General features: G+C 56.1%; 17 protein-coding genes. 1 reads left to right on the top strand and 16 read right to left on the bottom strand.

What is annotated here, in order from left to right; genetic code table 11:
• Nucleotide 1: 1 nt before the first annotated feature.
• The 16 genes from LAO76_01440 to LAO76_01365 all read right to left on the bottom strand — a co-directional run bounded on the left by LAO76_01440 (nt 2) and on the right by LAO76_01365 (nt 16,006).
• Entirely contained in the window at nt 2-1,300 is a 1,299-nt protein-coding gene (locus tag LAO76_01440) for an ABC transporter permease (GenBank protein MBZ5489578.1), read from the bottom strand.
• A 47-nt stretch (nt 1,301-1,347) separates the two neighbouring features.
• Nucleotides 1,348-2,313 (bottom strand): thiopeptide-type bacteriocin biosynthesis protein, encoded by a 966-nt coding sequence (locus LAO76_01435; GenBank protein MBZ5489577.1) that lies wholly within the window; start codon nt 2,311-2,313, stop codon nt 1,348-1,350.
• Nucleotides 2,314-2,323: 10 nt separating this feature from the next.
• Entirely contained in the window at nt 2,324-3,613 is a 1,290-nt protein-coding gene (locus LAO76_01430; GenBank protein ID MBZ5489576.1) for a hypothetical protein, read from the bottom strand.
• Nucleotides 3,610-4,563 (bottom strand): hypothetical protein, encoded by a 954-nt coding sequence (locus LAO76_01425; protein ID MBZ5489575.1) that lies wholly within the window; start codon nt 4,561-4,563, stop codon nt 3,610-3,612. Before LAO76_01425 ends, LAO76_01430 begins: the two co-directional genes overlap by 4 nt.
• Nucleotides 4,560-5,252: a hypothetical protein gene (locus LAO76_01420; GenBank protein ID MBZ5489574.1), complete on the bottom strand. Its 693-nt coding sequence runs from the start codon at nt 5,250-5,252 to the stop codon at nt 4,560-4,562. Before LAO76_01420 ends, LAO76_01425 begins: the two co-directional genes overlap by 4 nt.
• Complete coding sequence (locus tag LAO76_01415) at nt 5,233-7,074, bottom strand: ABC transporter ATP-binding protein/permease (protein MBZ5489573.1); 1,842 nt, start codon at nt 7,072-7,074, stop codon at nt 5,233-5,235. The genes LAO76_01420 and LAO76_01415 overlap by 20 nt, the downstream gene beginning before the upstream one ends.
• A 117-nt stretch (nt 7,075-7,191) precedes the next feature.
• Nucleotides 7,192-7,344 (bottom strand): hypothetical protein, encoded by a 153-nt coding sequence (locus tag LAO76_01410; GenBank protein ID MBZ5489572.1) that lies wholly within the window; start codon nt 7,342-7,344, stop codon nt 7,192-7,194.
• A gap of 22 nt (nt 7,345-7,366) precedes the next feature.
• Nucleotides 7,367-7,513, bottom strand: a complete 147-nt coding sequence (locus tag LAO76_01405) for a hypothetical protein (GenBank protein ID MBZ5489571.1) — start codon at nt 7,511-7,513, stop codon at nt 7,367-7,369.
• Between the two features lie 35 nt (nt 7,514-7,548).
• Entirely contained in the window at nt 7,549-7,698 is a 150-nt protein-coding gene (locus LAO76_01400) for a hypothetical protein (GenBank protein MBZ5489570.1), read from the bottom strand.
• 23 nt (nt 7,699-7,721) lie between these two features.
• Nucleotides 7,722-7,871: a hypothetical protein gene (locus LAO76_01395; protein MBZ5489569.1), complete on the bottom strand. Its 150-nt coding sequence runs from the start codon at nt 7,869-7,871 to the stop codon at nt 7,722-7,724.
• Nucleotides 7,872-7,896: 25 nt separating this feature from the next.
• Nucleotides 7,897-8,040: a hypothetical protein gene (locus LAO76_01390; protein MBZ5489568.1), complete on the bottom strand. Its 144-nt coding sequence runs from the start codon at nt 8,038-8,040 to the stop codon at nt 7,897-7,899.
• 63 nt (nt 8,041-8,103) lie between these two features.
• Nucleotides 8,104-10,818, bottom strand: a complete 2,715-nt coding sequence (locus LAO76_01385) for a lantibiotic dehydratase family protein (GenBank protein ID MBZ5489567.1) — start codon at nt 10,816-10,818, stop codon at nt 8,104-8,106.
• Between the two features lie 91 nt (nt 10,819-10,909).
• Nucleotides 10,910-11,911, bottom strand: coding sequence for a hypothetical protein (locus LAO76_01380; protein ID MBZ5489566.1), 1,002 nt, complete (start codon nt 11,909-11,911; stop codon nt 10,910-10,912).
• Nucleotides 11,899-14,178: a hypothetical protein gene (locus LAO76_01375; GenBank protein MBZ5489565.1), complete on the bottom strand. Its 2,280-nt coding sequence runs from the start codon at nt 14,176-14,178 to the stop codon at nt 11,899-11,901. The genes LAO76_01380 and LAO76_01375 overlap by 13 nt, the downstream gene beginning before the upstream one ends.
• A complete protein-coding gene (locus LAO76_01370) occupies nt 14,154-15,275 on the bottom strand; it encodes an alcohol dehydrogenase catalytic domain-containing protein (protein MBZ5489564.1) in 1,122 nt (373 codons plus the stop codon). The genes LAO76_01375 and LAO76_01370 overlap by 25 nt, the downstream gene beginning before the upstream one ends.
• A gap of 221 nt (nt 15,276-15,496) precedes the next feature.
• A complete protein-coding gene (locus LAO76_01365) occupies nt 15,497-16,006 on the bottom strand; it encodes a UpxY family transcription antiterminator (protein MBZ5489563.1) in 510 nt (169 codons plus the stop codon).
• A gap of 578 nt (nt 16,007-16,584) precedes the next feature.
• Here LAO76_01365 and LAO76_01360 point away from each other — a divergent pair.
• A complete protein-coding gene (locus LAO76_01360) occupies nt 16,585-17,406 on the top strand; it encodes a hypothetical protein (protein ID MBZ5489562.1) in 822 nt (273 codons plus the stop codon).
• Nucleotide 17,407 lies beyond the last annotated feature (1 nt).

Below are 17,407 nucleotides of genomic sequence, written 5' to 3'. Positions count from 1 at the left end.
CTCAATCCACCGTGAGGCGGCGGACATACCGTTGGGCCAGACCTACGCTCAGCAGGCCATAGGCCAGCAATACAAAGAGTTCAGGCAGCAGCGTTCTGTGCACGATGGTCGCCAAGATAAAAACCGGCGCGCCGGGAGCAAGGCTCTGCGAAGCCGCCCGCCGGTGCAGAACGTGCCCGTCAATGCTTCGCTTGAAGCGGAGAATGTCTTGCCGCGCGGCGAGCAGGTCGGCAAAACCGGTATGACTGATCTGCATGGCCGCCAGCCGGAAGCAGGAAGATGGGGAAAGGCGCTCCACCATCGTTGCTACCCGCAGTTCGCGCCCAGACTCTTCCTGATAGCGCGTTTCGCGGTCATAAATATAGCTGTTGGTCAGCCCTTCGTAGTATTCATAGAGACGCGCGAAAGCGCGTTCATCTTGAGGCGGCAGCTTGGCTGCGGCAAAGCTCGCAAGGTTTTGGTTCTGGGTGCGCTCGCGCGCCAGGTCGGCCTCCACTTGCTGCGGTGAAGACGCGGAATAAATCTGTTGCGTGACCCCCGACCCAAGCAGCGGAAGCAGCACCACCAGGATGATCCACAAGGCCAGGCACAGGCCGGCACAGTCGAGCATGCCGTTGCTGCGCGCCGAAATGCAGGTTCCCGCAGCTACGAAAATTGCCATGTAAATAGCCGACAAAATAAAAAACTCGGTCAAGGGAAGCAGCACGTGCGCGTGGGGAATCGTCCATGCGAAGACCGCCACGGAAATCAGCCCGCACACCGCCAATGCAATGGCCACCACGATCCAGGCTCCAAACATCTTGCCCCAGAGCAGGCCTTGACGATGCCCGCAATAGGAGAGCAGCAAAGAGAGCCGGCGGGTCTCTCTTTCCACGGCAAACGAATCACAGGCCACGAACAGGGCAAAAATGCTGCCCAGGACGGCGATTGTAAAGGACGGATCAGGCCGCTGGTATGCGCCCACCAGGAGATTGCTGGAGCCGTCATTGCCGAGCGTGCGTATGGAATAAACAGGAAAACCCACGTCGTAGGGAACGTACAGCACGTCGGTCAGATTCGAACTCAGGATGGAAACGGGCTCAGGTTGCACCGCAGCCACTGTCAACCGCGAACCATGGTGAGCTTCCGCTGTTGCAGCCGTCTGCTGCCGGTAATGCGCCACCGAGATCCAGAGAGAGACCGCATACGCACAGCAAAATACAAGAAGGGCCAGGAGCACGCCGCGGTCACGAAGCTTCCTCCGCAATTCATGCCGTGCCGTGACCCGGGCAGTTTCGATCTTCGAATTCACTAGGTTCATCTTTGTGCTGCTTCCGTCGAGAGGGCTTCAATAACCCGGGTTTTGGTTTAGCGAAGTAGAACGGCCGGAGCGAGAGGGTTTAGCCAAAGCGTCCGGCGGCGCGATTCAGCCAGCCAGTCAGCCAGGCCCGCGGTCGGTTGGGGGATGGTCCAGATGGAAGCGGGCTCGTCGAAAATCCCGCTCAGCAGGGCGCCCAGGCCGTTTTCCACCGCATTGCTGATGTCCAGCCGGTTGGCGAACATGTGAAGATGGCTGCGAATGATCCCACGTCCGGCCACCTTGTCCATGGCTGAAAGCTTTTGCCGCAGGCTGGTTCCCGCCGCCGACCAAAGTTTCCATTCTTCATCCTCGGGCGTCTTTGTGGACTCTTCCCGCAGAAGCTGGATCAGGCGGAACCGCGCCTGCAATTCCGGCTGGGAAACAGGAGAAGCCGGGCTTGCTGTCCACCAGAAATCCTGTAGCGCAGCGCGATCTTCCGCCAACGAAAGAAAAAGACGAAGTAGTACTCGCACGCTTCTCGAAAACATCTTGCTCCTGCTTTGACTGGAACGCTCGTGGATAAGCGTTAGGGCTTCCACGGAAGTAAAGCAGAACAGGTCCAGGGAGCAGGACAACAGCTCCGCGCCGCCATAACGATTGACCTCCGGCGCGAAAGGAAATTGCAGGATGCTGTTATCGGGATAGATATTTGCATCGTGCTCGTTCGGGTCGGTGGCGATCAACATGCGCGTTGTCCTGGCGATCTCCTCCCGATTCAGCGGTTGCAGCGACGGAGCGGCATGCAGGTAATGCTGCAAGTATGCCTCCACGGTATTGCACACCAGCGAAGCCGTGTGACGTTCGGTCTCCAGCCGCAGGCGGACATGGGGGCCTCCCAGGGAATAACGGACAAAGTAGAACCGTTCCAGCAGTCCTTCTTTGTAGAGCTCCGCCAGCAGAGGCGAGATGGCCTCTCGCAACAGGCGATCCCGATCCGCATGGTAGTAAATATGAAAATTCAACCAGTGATGCATATTCGTGTAATTAGTTCTTTGCGGGTGTGGGATGGTGCGCCTTTGCGGCCAGCCGCATGCACTCCAGATGCTCATAACAGTGGCGGATAATGCGCCAGGAGCTATAGGCCGGAGTGGCGCCGCTCCACCACTCCGTAAGCTTGATCTGCATTGAGGCTGCCAGCAGTAAATGTGCCGCAGAAAAAGGGTGGGGAGCGCAGACCCAATAGAAGCTGAAAAGAACCACGCCCACAAAAGGTACGGTGTGGTTCCGAACCAATTCGCTGGTTCCGCTTGGCCGCAGAGCCGGCAGATCCCTTGCATCGCCGCTCGAGAGTTGTTTCAGCGCCGCCTCAATGAATCGCCGCTCCGAACTTTCCGCTTTCGAAAGCTCCAGCCCGCCGAAGCCGGCCAGAGCCGCAATCAAGGCCGCCACTCCGATGATTGTTGTGAAAAGGCCGAGAAGTGTATCCCCGGTCATCCATCCGTAGAGAGCCGTAGCTGCCGCGCCACAAAAGAATGCCGCCATGTTGAACAAAGGCGCTCTCGATTGATAAAGCTGCTCACCCATCCAGCGGACCCGCTCCCGCAACTGGTATCCGCCGGGAATTTCCTGCAGCCATACCCGCGGCGAGCACAACTCCACAATCTGCCGGATATTGACGGCATAGGCCCGCAGGGCCAAAGGCTGGGTGGCGCGGCCGAGAAAGAGCGCCTCCGCGCCGAAGAGCGGGACAAGCAGTCCCCAGGCTGCGAGTGCGGTGCGCGGAAGGAAGGCCGCACCCACAGCAAAACCAATGACCAACAGACCCACATGCAAAGCGCCCAGGGCGAGCAGGACCATTGCCCAGCGCAGGAAAACTTTACGGATCTCATGCACCCAGGCATCCGCGCGGCGATATTCAACTCGGGACCCGGCCCATAGCGGACCGACCGGAGAAAAACACAGGCATAGTTCCGAGTACATGCCGGCGAATTCCTCCGTGCTCAACCGGCCGCGGCCATAGCGAGGATCGACAATCATCCAGCCGCCAGAGACAACTTTTTCCACCAGCAAATAGTGGTTGTCTGTGGTATGAACGATCACCGGAAGCGGCAACGTTTTCACCTGCTTCGCCGGACAGCGCACCGCCTCCACAGCCATGCCCATCTGCTCCCCCAAATCGCGCAGCACGCGCATGGAAAGCCCCCGGCTCCATACATCCGCAGGCGCGAGCTCTACCAGAGCTTCGTAGTCGAATGGAAGAGAATGATGGGCCGCAATCATAGCCAGGCAGGCAAGGCCGCAGTCGTTCAGAGATTTTTGCAGGATCGGTTTCAAGAGACGCCCGCTTGTATTTTCGATTGCGGCCAGCTCAAGGCCGCCACGGTGAAGATCATTGGAATCTGCCGCACCACATGAATTCCGAGCTGTTTTAGGCTCACGTGGATCAATTCGCGTAGCAGCGCCTGGTCGCGTCCCAGCGGCTGTGCTATTTGCGATTGCAACTGGCTTATGATCGCGAGCAGCTCTTCTGCCTGCGGAGGACGGTCTGCGGAAGAGATCTGCTCGCGCCATGCGGCGATGCGCTCCATGCTTTGCGGTGAAACCAGGCGGCAGGCCATGGCTTGCACATGTTCACCGGACAAGCGGTGGCGGTCGAGATTGGGAATGAGGGTGCCGATATGGCGTCCCCAATATTCTTTTCTTGCGTCCGCGGTTTTGAAAAATAGATGGTCGCAGGCCAGCAGAAACCAGACTGCCGATGCTTCCAGCGATTCCGCCGATTCTATCTGCCGCAAGATCCAGAATGCCGCTTTTTTCCACGCCCGCCAAACTGCTTCGGCGCGCGAGTCACTGCAGAGCCGGAAGGGGTAATGTTGCTCCGCATTTTCCTGGAAGAAAACCAGCAACTCATTATTGCCGGCCATTCCTTCAGCGAGGTCAGCCATGCAAAACGCCTTTCCGCTTGCGTCCCGGTGCAGGGCGGCGAGTTGGTCCGCGGTCAGCGGACAGTTGGAAGGATGCCGCTGGATGAAAACTGCTATCTTCGCCCGCAGGAATTCCATGGCCGCGGCGGCCTGATCAGAGCGGGACGTTAGCAGGCAGAAAATGTGGGGACCGCGCATGGTGCCGCGGTCATACCAGATCCTGGCCAGATCCCATCGCAGGTCGGCTTCCCGCAGGATGGGTCCGAGGCCTTCCGCCAGCAGAAAATCCTGCTCCGGGTCTCCCCAGTAGTAGGCGTTCAGGCCGAACGTGACGATTTCATGCACCGCGCCATTCTTCATGCTTGCACCGGACCGAGCCCATAAGGAATCACAAAGCCCGGCACCAGATAGACTGAAGCCAGAGTTGCGCTGATCTTTTTGCGGCGATAGTCACCGTCAAGCACCATGCGCAGGGTGGAGGAAGCGAACTCCATGTCGTTCAAGCTTGGTAAGTTGAGGAAGTATGCATGAATGTCGTCTTGCATGACCGGACGCTGGTTCAGATAACAGAGCGGCGCTTGGCCGATGTCCATGAGCTCAGCCGCCCCCAAATGCCGCTTCATGGCCATCCAGTGGTTTTGCTTGCGCTCGATCCGCGCCTTCTGAATGAGACATTCTTCGCAAATCGTCAGCATGGGCAGAAGAAAAGGGCAAAGTTCTACGGCCCGCCGGACGGTCTGTTCCGCAAGGTCCATCTCTTCTGAAGCGCGCAGATACCGCGCGGTGCAATAAAAGTAATACGCCAACACGCTGTGATACCACCTGAGCCCCGCTAGCTTCACGCTGCCAATGGCATTGCTGGAACTGATGGATTTTCGGTAGGACCGTAGTTCGCGCAGCCCCGGCGCGAACTGCGCGCTCTGTAAGAGGCGCAGGGCCCGTGTGGAACGCTCTTGCGGGACAGCGCGGCGGAATTCCTCGACCCATGCGTTGGCTTCCGGCGAATATTTACGGATGAAATGGAATTCATCAAATTCTGGCGTGGACATTCACCGCCTCCTCTCTCCATAAATTCCCGCTTTTTCCTGGACTGCCATTCGTTCTGTCGGAAGGCGCGTCCTGAAGCGAAAACAGGGCTGCATACAGTTCGCTTTGTTCCAGCAGTTCGGTATGCGATCCAGTGGCGACCACCCTGCCCTCGTCCATGACAACGATCAAGTCAAAGTCGCGTACCGAGGCCAGCCGGTGCGACACGACGATGCAGGTAGTGTCATGGAAGACGTTCAGGAGCGTATCGATGATCTGGCGCTCCGTAGGCAGATCCAGTTGTGAGGTGGCTTCATCCATAATCAGGATTCTCGGCCGGCGCAACAGTTCCCGGGCCAGCGCAATTCTTTGCGCCTGGCCTCCGGAGAAAGCTCCCTGGTCGGCGCCGACGACCGAGTCATATCCACGCGGCAGTCCGGCAATGAACCCATCCGCCTGCGCTGCAACCGCGGACTGGTGGACTGCCTCTAGGCTTGGATTGGGCGAGCCCAGCGCAATATTTTCTGTGACAGCGCGGCGGAGAACGCATGCGCTCCCCTGCGGGACGTACCCGACATGGTTGCGCACGAATTTCAAATCCAGATCGCGCAGGTGATAACCGCCCAGTAATACCTCGCCCTCGCCGGGGTGGGCGAAGCCCAACATTAGTTTCATTAAAGTGGTCTTGCCTGCACCACTGGGGCCGACAATAGCAACCTTCGCGCCTTCGGGAACTTCCAAATCCACGCCTTTCAACACTGGTTTGCCGCCATCGTAAGCAAAGCTGAGGTTACGCAACTGCAGGCTGCCTTCCGCTGCCGCGGGCCGTAGCGCGCCGAAGTGGCTGGCTTCAGCGGTACTCTGCATCATCTCTGCAATGCGCACGGCAGCCTCAAGTCCGGTGGCCAGCCGTGGCGTAAAGTTGATCAGCGACCGGCTGGAATAAAGCAGAACGTTGATATACACAATGCTCGACATGAAAAGAGGCGCGGTCAGGGCCCCAGAATGGATGCGCCACGCACCCACGATAGCAATGGCCAGAAATCCCAGCCTTCCCAGGCCGGAGTTAGCTTCGCCCAGCAGGCGGGAGACCACCTGTAACCTGCATCTTTCCCGGTTTACGGCGCGATCAGCGTCTGCAAACCGGATTTGCTCGCCGGCCTCCGCATTGCAAGCCTTGATGGTGCTGATGTGTGCCAGTACTTCCGCCAGGTAGCTGCTCAATAGTGCAACTTCTTCCTGGGAGTGGCGTGCGATCCTGCGCAGATGCGGGGTAAATGCTGAATTAGCTCCAGCGATGACCATCGCAACCAGAATGCTGGTGAGCGCCAGTGTCCAGTCAATGGAGAACAGCAGCGCGATGACCGCCGCCAGTTGCAATCCAATAATCAGGTAAGGCGCTGCGTCGCCGATCAGGAAAGGCGAGAGCTGGGGAATGTCGTCGCGAAGGCGGGAATACAGTTTGCCGACCCCCAGATGCTCGCATTCTGAAACAGGTAGCGAAAGAATCTTTTCGAACAGCCGGAGCTCAAGCTGCTGCAGATCACGATAGAGGGCACGGGCGGCGCTGGTCTCCAGCATGGCCGAGGAAGCTGACACCACGGCAGCGGCCAGCACAAGCTGGATGCCGCTCCAGGCAAGTTCGCCTAGCAGGCGGGACTGCGTGGCCTGTTCAAACAGGCTTTGTACGACTCTGGGTATCCACAGGAGAGATACAATATGAATGAGGCCGAGCGTGGCGAGCCACGCAGCCGTCCAGCCGTTTGCCGCAAACAGGGGCCAGACCACGGCTTTGACTGCTTGCCAGCAGCCGGGACGCGGAGCGATTTTTGATTTCAGAAGCATAAGAGAAGAATTCAGAGCGCGCGCTCACGGGCGACTGCGTTGAAAAGCTGCCCGTGAGATAACGCGCCCTGATGAAAGGGTGGGGACGGGAGCCGGAAACGGCTTCCCGCGCCCCTCCTAGTTGGTCGGCTGGGTGGAATTCGAGCAGCCGCTGCTGGAGCAACTATTGCTGATTCCGTCTTCGTCGCCGATTCCGCCAAGGATGTTTTCCAGGATTTCGTCGCTTACCGGCGAAATCTGGAGATCAAGTTGGAAGTCCTTCTTGTTCATTTGATTTCTCCTATTGGGATCGTTAGGTGGTCTTGGTTGAATTGGAGCAGGTGTTGGTGGAGCAGCTGTTGCTGATTCCATCTTCATCGCCAATGCCGCCGAGGACTGCTTCCAGGATCTCGTCGGTAACTGGCTCAAGCTGCAGATCAAGGGCAAAGTTCTTTTTCATTTTGTTGCTCCTCTTATCCAGCAGGGCTGGATGGGTTAGGTTGTCTTGGTTGAGTTCGAGCAGTTAGTGCTGGAGCAGCTGTTGCTGATTCCGTCTTCATCACCGATGCCGCCGAGAACGGATTGCAGGATCTCGTCAGTGACTGGTTCCATCTGAAGGTCGAGAGAGAAGTTCTTTTTTTCCATTTTTCTTTTCCTTTGCAATTTGATTAGGTAGTTTTGGTGCTGTTGGAACAGCCGCTGGTGGAGCAGCTGTTGCTGATGCCGTCTTCATCGCCGATGCCGCCAAGAACCGCTTCCAGGATTTCGTCGGTAACCGGTTCAATGTGCAGGTCGAGTGCGAAATTCTTCTTTTCCATTTTGTTTTCTCCTTTTAGATTTGGATTAGGCAGTTTGGGTGCTGTTGGAGCAGTCTTTGGTCGAACAGCTGTTGCTGATGCCGTCTTCGTCGCCAATGCCGCCGAGAACCGATTCCAGAATTTCGTCTGTGATCGGTTCGATCTGCAGATCAAGATTGAGCTTGTTCATGCGGGGTTCCTCCTTTCTTCGGGATCAGGCCCTGATCTGGTTTTCTCAGGGCCAAACTTGGCGCTACACGCACGCAGTTTGCAGGGGGCTGCGCGAAACTTCTTCGGGCTCCTCCGGCGCGGGAAAATCATGGCGCAGAAGCAGCGGGTCAGCGAGCAATTCATAAATGTGCCCGCCTTCACGACAGGATTCGGGTGAAGGCAGCGCCTCCTCAAAGCTGATTTGCCCCTGGAAGTTCTGCAACATCGATGCCAGCAGGCGCAGGAACAGCGGAGAGCTGAAATCGATGAACTGAGGCTTATGGCGGCTGAAGCTGGGATCAAACTGCACCTGGAGCCGCGCATAACAGCGGACGGGAATCCCGGCCGCGAGCCGCCACCGGTTCATCTGTGCATAGAAGGTGGGGTCTTCGCCGGTGGAAACGGAGCGCGGCAAATCTGCCGCTGCCACGGTCCAGCTCATCCTTCGTAAAATCAGATTGCCCATCACCAGCCGTGGCGCGAAGAACAGTTTGCCGTGCTGCTGTTTTTGGACCTCAGGAATGAACGGCAAACGCTGCGCCGGCCCAAAGACGCAAAGCTGGCGGACCGTGGCTGAAGAAATAAAATCATGCCCCACGCCTCCGAGTTGGACCGGCAGGATCCATTCCCCGCGGGGACCGATCAGCCGGGGTAAGCCTGATTCGGAATCGAGCACGACTTTGAGGTCTTCCAACTGAAGTTGGGCTTCGGCAGGCGCGTCAAAGTGATCGCCAGGGAACCGGAGCACGTAGCGGCACTGGAGCGGATGGACGTTCAGCATCTCGCCATTGATAGTGCTGACATCGAGAAATTCAATCTGCCGGCTCCCCTGCCTGCGCCGGCTGCAGACCCGCACGTGCTCCACGTACCTGCTCCGGAGCTCTTCCGGCATCAGCCAGGCAAAACGGCTGGTCATGCGTCCTGAGCCGTCCGCGCATTGATTGAAGACCCAGCGTTCCATGCTGGGGCCGGCTGGCTGGACAAAAAAGCACGGGGGAAAATGGCTGCGGTAGTATTCCGGAATCAGCTCCGCGGCGACCCGTTCCAGTTTTGCAACGTTGATTTCATATTCGCCCGCGGCATTGAGTTCCTGGCACTCCGTGATTGCTTGCCAGAGCCAGCCGCGGATCTCATGCAGCCGCTCGATGGACTCAAGGCCTTCCGGGTTGAAAGGCGCCCTGTAGAACGGCTCATGGCGGCCCTTGAGGACGTATCCAGTAAACTCCTTCCACACCGGCCGCGCTCGGTTCAGCACTTCGACCAGCGGCACAGGGTTGCTTTCGGCGCATTGTGACACGAAGTCAACGCGCAGAAGCGCCGCAAGCGTATGCAGAAAATCATAGCCTGACCAAAAAACGCTGGAGATCTCCGAGAGCGGGGCCGTCTTGCGGTAAAGCTCCTCCACGCTTTCCCGCGGACAGGAAATGATTTCTCCGAAGGACGTCTTTTCTGAGGTGACGAACAGGTCATGCTTGGCTGGATTGTACGTGATCGTGAATCTGGCCTTTTTGTCTTCCGGCAGCAATGCCTGGATGGAAGCCCATACGTCGTCGATTTTCTGGTGGATTTTTTTCACCAGGCTAGGTGCATGCTGCGGCTCGGCTGCGCAACTCTGCTCAAGCGCGCAGAGATCCAGGAACTGGGCGATAACGGGAAGCAGACGCTCATCGTGCAGCGATTGCAAATGCGTGGCCAATTCGGCTTCTAATCGGGCTGCATTAGTAAACCACTCCGTATTAGGAAGCAGAAGACCGGAGTCGATCAGTTGTCCCAGCAGACATACGGCATCGTCGCGGCTTTCCATTTGCAGATCGCGCCAAAGGGCCGTTGCCGTGGGCCGGTAGCCGCGCGGGCCACGGGCAAACCATGCCTGAAGAAATTCCGCCAGCTGCTCTGGCAGCCTGATATTTGCGAGAGACTCCAGCTTGAATTCGTATTGAGCGGAGCTGTTGGGTCGCCATTTTCCAGGCGCGAGGAAGCTATATCCGCCGTCAACTGCGCGGGCCAGCGTGTAATTCAGCTCGATTTCCAGCTCTTCAAGGAATGGCTGGTAGGCGAGCAGTTGCTGAAAGCATTGGTCGACAATGTATCTCTTGATGCGCACCATGGAGTGCCGCTTCAGACTGTCAAATGAAAAGCCGGGATGGGAAGAATCATCGAGGAGGCCAATGCCGACCCACGTCAAGGTGGAAAAGGGCGAGGGCTTGAGGGCCGTGCGGGTGAGGTAGGAGAGCCATGCCAGTTCCATGCGGCGTCGTTTTCGCGGCTCAGAGCTTCCATCCGCTCTGAACCGGCGTACCTGATCGACAATGCTTGCGCTGGAAAAGGAAACACCACACAGAAGCTCGGGGATGTTGAAGGAACCGTGGAGGGCCGAGCACTCCGCCGCATGATGGCTCTCATACAAAGTGGAAAACTCGCGGCCTAGTTTTTCGAGCTGCAGTTCAGCATTCCGCACGTTTGCCATTTTGCCGGCCAGGGCCTCGCCGGCCGCCAGAGGAAGTTCCAGGTCGCTATGGGAAAGCTGCTTTCCCGCTGAACACACACGCTTGAGGTTGAGCAGCGCCTGCTTTTCCGTGGGACCATGTGTCGCCGCGATCTGTTTATAAAGAGCGGCGACAAGGTCCTGCCGAGATTGTTGCAGAAGCACCTCCACTTCAGCGCTCCGGCTTACGATCTCCGGCAGCGCGGAATTTCTAAATGGCTCCAGGTGCGATACAGGCAGAGCAGCGACTCGAAAAATCGCGGGTAAGGCCATGAGTCAGAAAATCCTTTTTATTACGAGATGGTTGGCTTGGTTTATGACGAGATGGTTTGTCTGGTTACGCGCCGATCGCGATTGCGCCGGTTTATCCCACGAGCGCCGGCACTTGAGGGCGCAGCGCGTGGTAGACAAGGGCTTCGTCCAGAAGTGCGAACCCCGCCTGGTTGGATACTCCATGGAGCGCTTTGAACAATGCCGAGTGGCTGGAATGCAGCGCGAATGGATCGATCTGGACCTGCTCACGCCGGCAGAGTTCGTTTACGTATTCCATAAGATTGAGGATTGCAGATTGCCATTCGCGAAGCGTAATCGCGGGTTGCGCAATCGCACCGGTGATCTGTTCACGCGCCTGTTCCCAGAAGCTCGCGGAATGTAAGAGCCGCTTATCGAAAACGGCAAGCACGCCTTGATGTTCTTGTGGCGTATGCGCCGTCTTCAAAAGGACGAACCGCACCAGCCAATCACGGTGATAACTCAAATACTCGCAGGAGTCCTCGAGCTCAAGAATGCGCAGAGCCGCCTCAACGAGTTCGGCCACAACCACTATGCGGACCGCGTGCAGCACGGCACCGTCGATCATCGCGGCGTTCGAGAGGAAATGCCTCAACCCGGCGCTCAAGCATGCCGCAAACAGAGCCACGTATTCGTCGTTCCCAAGGTAAGGCTCGCCCCCAAAGGTTACATGGCTGCGCTTATAGCTGGTCCAAATGAGAGTGCCGGGCGAATAGTCGGCTATGGTGGAATCTTCCATATCAATCGTGGGATCATGGGCGCCGGTCAATTTTGCCGGGCCTCCAGCCTCCTGCCACAGGATTTGCGAAAGCGTTTCATCCAGATATGTTTCCAGCTCCCGCTTCATCGCTGCGGCATCTGAGGAATCGCCATGAAGTCGGATTTTGATGTGCTCGCCGCCGCGGCGGTAGCGCATGATCCACAGCCGCCAATCCCGTTTTGATGCCTCGATCACCTCCTGGAGAAATGGCTTGATCGCGCCCAGCAGTACAGCATCGAGATGGCCATGGCAATACACGTTCGCCGTAACCACCGGATCAGGAAAACTTTTAGAAAATGGTTCTACTTTGGCCATGATTCAATTTTCCTTGGTAAAAATCCCTTTTCCGATTCGGAAAGATATGGGAGCTTGCAATCCGCCAACCGCAGGGCGTTTTCGGCTTTCAGTCGGCCCAGAAGGCGCCGAACCGCGTGCAGGCTCGCCTTAAGCAGGGACCTGGATGCAGTCATCTCTTGATTCAGGAGCAACTGAGGATCCTCAAAGGCATTCTGCAAAAACTCTTTTTCGCTCTCAAGAAATATCCGGGCGGAATCAGCTGCCACAATTTCATTTCCAGAGCGCGGCGCGGCGGGATTTCCGAAAAGAAGGGCCGGCAGATCGTAATTATCAAGACACCAGTGAAAATTATCCGAGGCGATGAACGCTTTCCATAAGAATTGCGTGATGCCTTCTCCCTGGATGCGCAGCGGCTCTCGCGCCGCCAAAAGCGCGGCGCAAGTGGAGGGCGCGAGGTCCCAACTGTTTTGTAGCTCACGGAGAAACGCCCCATAGAACCGCTGTGAAAACTCCGTATAGGGAACCGAAAAATATTCGTGGAAAACCTGGGCCGTTCTGGCTACATAAAAGAAAACCTGGTTCAGGATGTCCATGGTGAGCTTCTTCCGGGAGAAATACTCCGGCTTCTTCTGGTGCGCTCGCGAGATATAAAGAGGAACGATATCGGCAAAATCCTGCCAAAAAAAACCGAATTCGCCTGCCACTATATTTTCCAGGTGCGCGGAAAGATGAGCGAGCATGTGTCCTCTTTGGAACAGACGACCCAGGGCCGCGCCATATACGGTGATACGCTGCGGAACAGACATGCCGCCCGGCTTCTGCACGGGACCCGCAGGCTTTTCAAAAAATGATAGCCGTTCCACAGACGGCGTGAGCCGGACCACCAGGCCGAGGCCATTCTTCATGCGCGCCTGAATTTCGTGGCGGATCTCTTCCGGCAACAAATGGAATGCCTGCTCCGGACTGCCCGCGCCGATCACGAATGGTCGAGGCAGCACCTCATCGGCGGAAAACGTGAGCAACGCCGCCGGTTTCGGGCCGATTTCTGCGCCGCTGTGTTCCTGTAACGCGGCATGTTCGTCCACAGCATAGGATTGCAGCAATCCGCCGGTTGGGCTCCATGTGCCGTCAGAGCGTTTCATGACGCTGGTGATCCCGCCCGTAACGCAGCCCATGCCTTTCAACTCCACCAGATGCTCAATTCCGCCAAGCTCCTCAATGACAGGCGCGGCCTCACGGAATAAAATTCCCGTGCGTCCAGTGAACCCGGCCTGGACCCCGTTCTCATAAATTTCAGAACCATACATGAGCACTGACCATCGGGCTCCTTCTATGTGACCCATTGTGACCGGAATCGTTCCCGCTGCCAGCAGCTCCGAAACACTCTGACCAGGAGCTTGTGCAAAAGCGTGTTGCACCGAAGCCAAAGAGAGCGATTGCAAGGGCACATGAAATGGTCTTCTCGACTCGGCCATAGAGAGCGGCAAAGAAAAATCTTCCAGCGGCAAAATCACATTTGAAGCATGGATCCGCCATTGGCGCTGCCGGATAGACTCTCGCGGCGGATTGTATGGACTGATATAGGTTGTGTTGCGGCTGCCGAAAAGCGGCAACACGATTCCATCTTTTGTGTGCCGGAAGCTTACAACCTGCAGTCGGTGATGTTTAAATCGCTGCTGCTCGAACTCCTTGGAGTCATCCTTGTCTAGCCATAGAGAGTTGCGGAAGTAGTTGAGGGCCTGGTGGTAATTTTCCTGCCGGCAGCTTTGCTGGAAGACTTTTTCGAGATTCGGCGAAATTTCCATCCAGTCACAGGGCAGGCAGCCATTTTTCCAATAAAAATGCAGTATGGGCCGCAGAGCAAAAGCCGTTGTCCATGAAGCTGTGTTTGGGCCGGGCTGAACCCGGCATGATGCGATGCGTGCAATCGCCCAGCGGGCGATACATTCAAGCAGCGCCCAGCAGGGTTCCGGTGCGAGCCCGAGAATCATCCCAGCGAGCTGTCGTTCCAGAAACAACTTGCCAGACGCCACCTCCGCGCGCGCGACGCTGCCGGGAGCGGACAATTCAAGGCGAACGCCTTGACTCTGCAGCGATTGCAGAGAAGGCCATGGATATGCCTTGCGCAGCACGCCGAGTGTTGTGCGCTGCCGCGGAGAAGCCAGATGGAATCGGCAGAGATCAAAAAGGCTGGCTTCTGGCTCCGGGGAGTATGCCCGGGCCACCGCAGATTGCTCGAATGCTGTGAAGACGTTCATCATCAACCCTGTAAAGCTGTCTGGCATGTCTGAAGGTCCATGAACGCGATCACTACCTTGCCTGACTTTCCCTGCGACCACCATGCGCGCTCACATGCCTGCCGCACCTTGCTATAGGGATAGACCGAATCAATGGGAGGAATTACCGAGCGATTATCCAGCAGCGTCTGGGGATCATAGGAACCATCGTGAAACAAATAGGGAGAGCCCTGAAATTCTCCACTGGCGATTGGACGCACCGCGGCAGGATGAACTTGCCTTGCTCCCGACTGCCCAACAGGCAAATACGTGCCCGCGGATTTCAGGAGTGCAAGGCAAGTGGGCCCGTAAAAATCGGCGGCAAAATCGACTACGGCATCCACACTTTCAGTAGAGGCCGCATCTCGCATACGCTCCCGCAATTCCACCAACTCGGCGGAAGAGGAAACCACAAAGACTGCCTCCGCACCATTGCGTAAACAACGCGATGCGGCCTCCTGTGAGCGGAGAATGTTTAGCACGCGCATCCCGTTGCGAGAGGCCATCTGGGTGAGGCAGCTTCCAATAGCGCTGTTGGCCCCAGCAATCAGCAAAGTCTCACCTGGCCGCAAACAAAGACATCGTTTCAATAAATCCATGGCAATCGATGCCGAAAACTCCAGGGCCACTGCATGCAACGGCGAAATTCCCGGACGTACCTTGCGTATAGCGATCTCAGGAACCCAAACCCGTTCCTGAAAGGCCGCTCTTGGCTGACTGGCCAGCACGGTACAACGGCCCCTGCCTTCTTTACATAAATTACAAGCTCCGCATACGCTCAACAGCCGCGTAACCACGAGGTCGCCTTCTTTAAATTGGCTCTGTTTATCCGATTCCATGACCCAGCCGGCAATCTCGGTGCCGAATACAGCATGTCTGCCATGCCAGCCTGATGCGCCGGCATGGACGGTGTTTAAGTCGCTATAGTTCAGGCTGCCGCACACAGTTTGAATTTGAACGGCATTTTTCTTCTGCAGCCGTGCCGGAGAGACAGGGCGAACGTCAATGGCCTCAATCCGGCAGAGTTCACGGATGCACTCTTTCCATGCGGAAGGCAGAGAAACTTTGGGGTAACGGGGATTATATTGAGAGACTAGGGCGTACAAGCGATTTCCAAAGACGCAGGAGATTTGCTTTCAGCGATTGCAGAAGGCGCAGCGGTAAAGGCAGGCTCGCGCCATTCTCAGTCCCATGAAGAGTTACATCAGAAGAGGACCAAGTTGCTGTAGTTAGAGATGATGAGTTTCCAGTTTTGAGCATTCTCCGGTATAGAGAGAAGCTTCAGGTTGATCGATCTCAGGAAGCCGACGATGGCTCTGGCTATTTATTAGTTAACAGATGTAATCGCATAACCTTTAATCTGAAGAGAAATAGAACGCTGAAGCAGGTCAATGGAGATGATCATCTCCGATCCCTTCTTCTCTCCCATAAAAATACCTTCAACGCCCGCCATAGGGCCTTCTTCAATCCTGATTCTTGAACCTACGGCTATATATGGGTGAGGCCGGATTTGTTCTCCAGATTCGACTATTTTCCGGATAGCGTTAATTTCCTGGTCGGCAATTGCGGCAGGACCTTGATGAGTGCCCACGACCCGAATCACGCCTGCCGTATTGATGATTGGAAGCTTTTTTACCGGATGGAACTTGCAGAACACATAACCGGCAAACAGAGGGACTTCAATTTGCTTTTGACGGTCCGACCACTGACGTTTCGCGCTATAGGCGGGGACAAATTCCTCGAAGCCCTTGTTTCGCAGGATCCTGGCTGACGCAAATTCATGTCGCGGCCTTACCTGGATAGCAAACCAGGACTGCTCTTGCTGGCATATTTCCATTACTTTCGATGCCTCCATAGAGCTGATACAAAAATACTGGTCTTGGATTTTTGAGCAGCGAGTCGGTTTCAACTTGTCGATTATGTCCGCTCGGGATTGGCTTGTACAGTTACTGGGGGTGAAGAGCCGATAACAGGAAAGTTAAAAGATGGTTAACAGTTTGTTAAATCATATGCAGCCTACTTCGCCGGGAAAATAGGCGCTTTGTCACTTAAAATCTGCGAAAAGACATTTTTATTCATTAGATTAAGAGCAGAGCTGATCATGGAAAAAAGTGCAATGGCAGGCTTCATGTTTAACATTTCTCTCATCTAATTCTTTTGTCATGCTACTCAGGTTAGAGAGCTGAACCTGAGACGGAACGAAGGGAAACGTTTTGCCGGCCTAGACTGGTTCGTCCAGCAAAGGTGACACCGCCTCCAGCCGTTCAGTTTCATCGGAAACTCACAAAACCTTTCGTTAACGTCAGTTGCCAATCGATCAAGAGGAATGTGCTTGTGCAAAGAAAGTTTCGGCATGCCCATGAACCTGCGCCGATCAATCAACCTCATGGAGTAGGTCCTAGCAGGCCCTTTAAAGTGCTAGCTGGGCGACGGCGCACTCCGGTTTTGGAATATCTGGACAAAATCACGCAGAGCAAGTGTTTTCGCCAGTCTGAATTCCTTAAACGGCTGCTCAGGTTCCTAGTGGTCAAAGTAGTCCGCTCGCAAGAGCATCAAATCAAAGAATATTCGCTTGGAACCGAGGTGTTCCAGCGCAAGGAGAGCTTCGATCCGCGCAGCGATACTATAGTGCGCGTGCAAGTTCATCGCCTGCGCGTCAAACTGGAGAAATACTATAAAACGGAAGGAGCCCACGACCCGATCCGTTTTGAAATTCCTAAAGGGTCATATGTTCCGGTGATTGTTCACCGTGAGCCGATCGATCTGCCCTGCAAAGCGGCGAGTTCGAGATCATCAGGCGCCAGGTGCCGCATCGCTGTGCTGCCATTTTCCGATTTGAGCGAGGATGGTTCAATCGGAAAACTGGCTGACGCGATTACTGAAATCCTGATTGACGATCTAACGATGGTGGGAGGTCTGGATGTGATTTCCCGGACCTCGGCTAATACATTCAAGCAACAATATAAGGATGCACGTGCCATCGGGAAGCACCTGCGCGTGGACGCGATCCTGGAGGGAAGCGTGCTGTACTCGGTTGAGGTAGTGCGGATCCGAGCGCGGCTCGTGAATGCCCGCACAGGCTTCACCCTCTGGACAGCTGCTTTCGACAGCAAAGACAAGAACCTGCTGATGATCCAAAAACAAATTTCTGAAGGCATTGTGCCGAATATCCAGTCCCTGCTTCTCCCGCCCCGTCCCGCAAAACAAAAATTGCGCGCAGTGCAGCAATCGAAATAAT

This window comes from Terriglobia bacterium (assembly GCA_020072645.1).
GTDB lineage: Bacteria > Acidobacteriota > Terriglobia > Terriglobales > Acidobacteriaceae > Angelobacter.
This window is presented reverse-complemented; position numbering and strand designations above follow the sequence as displayed.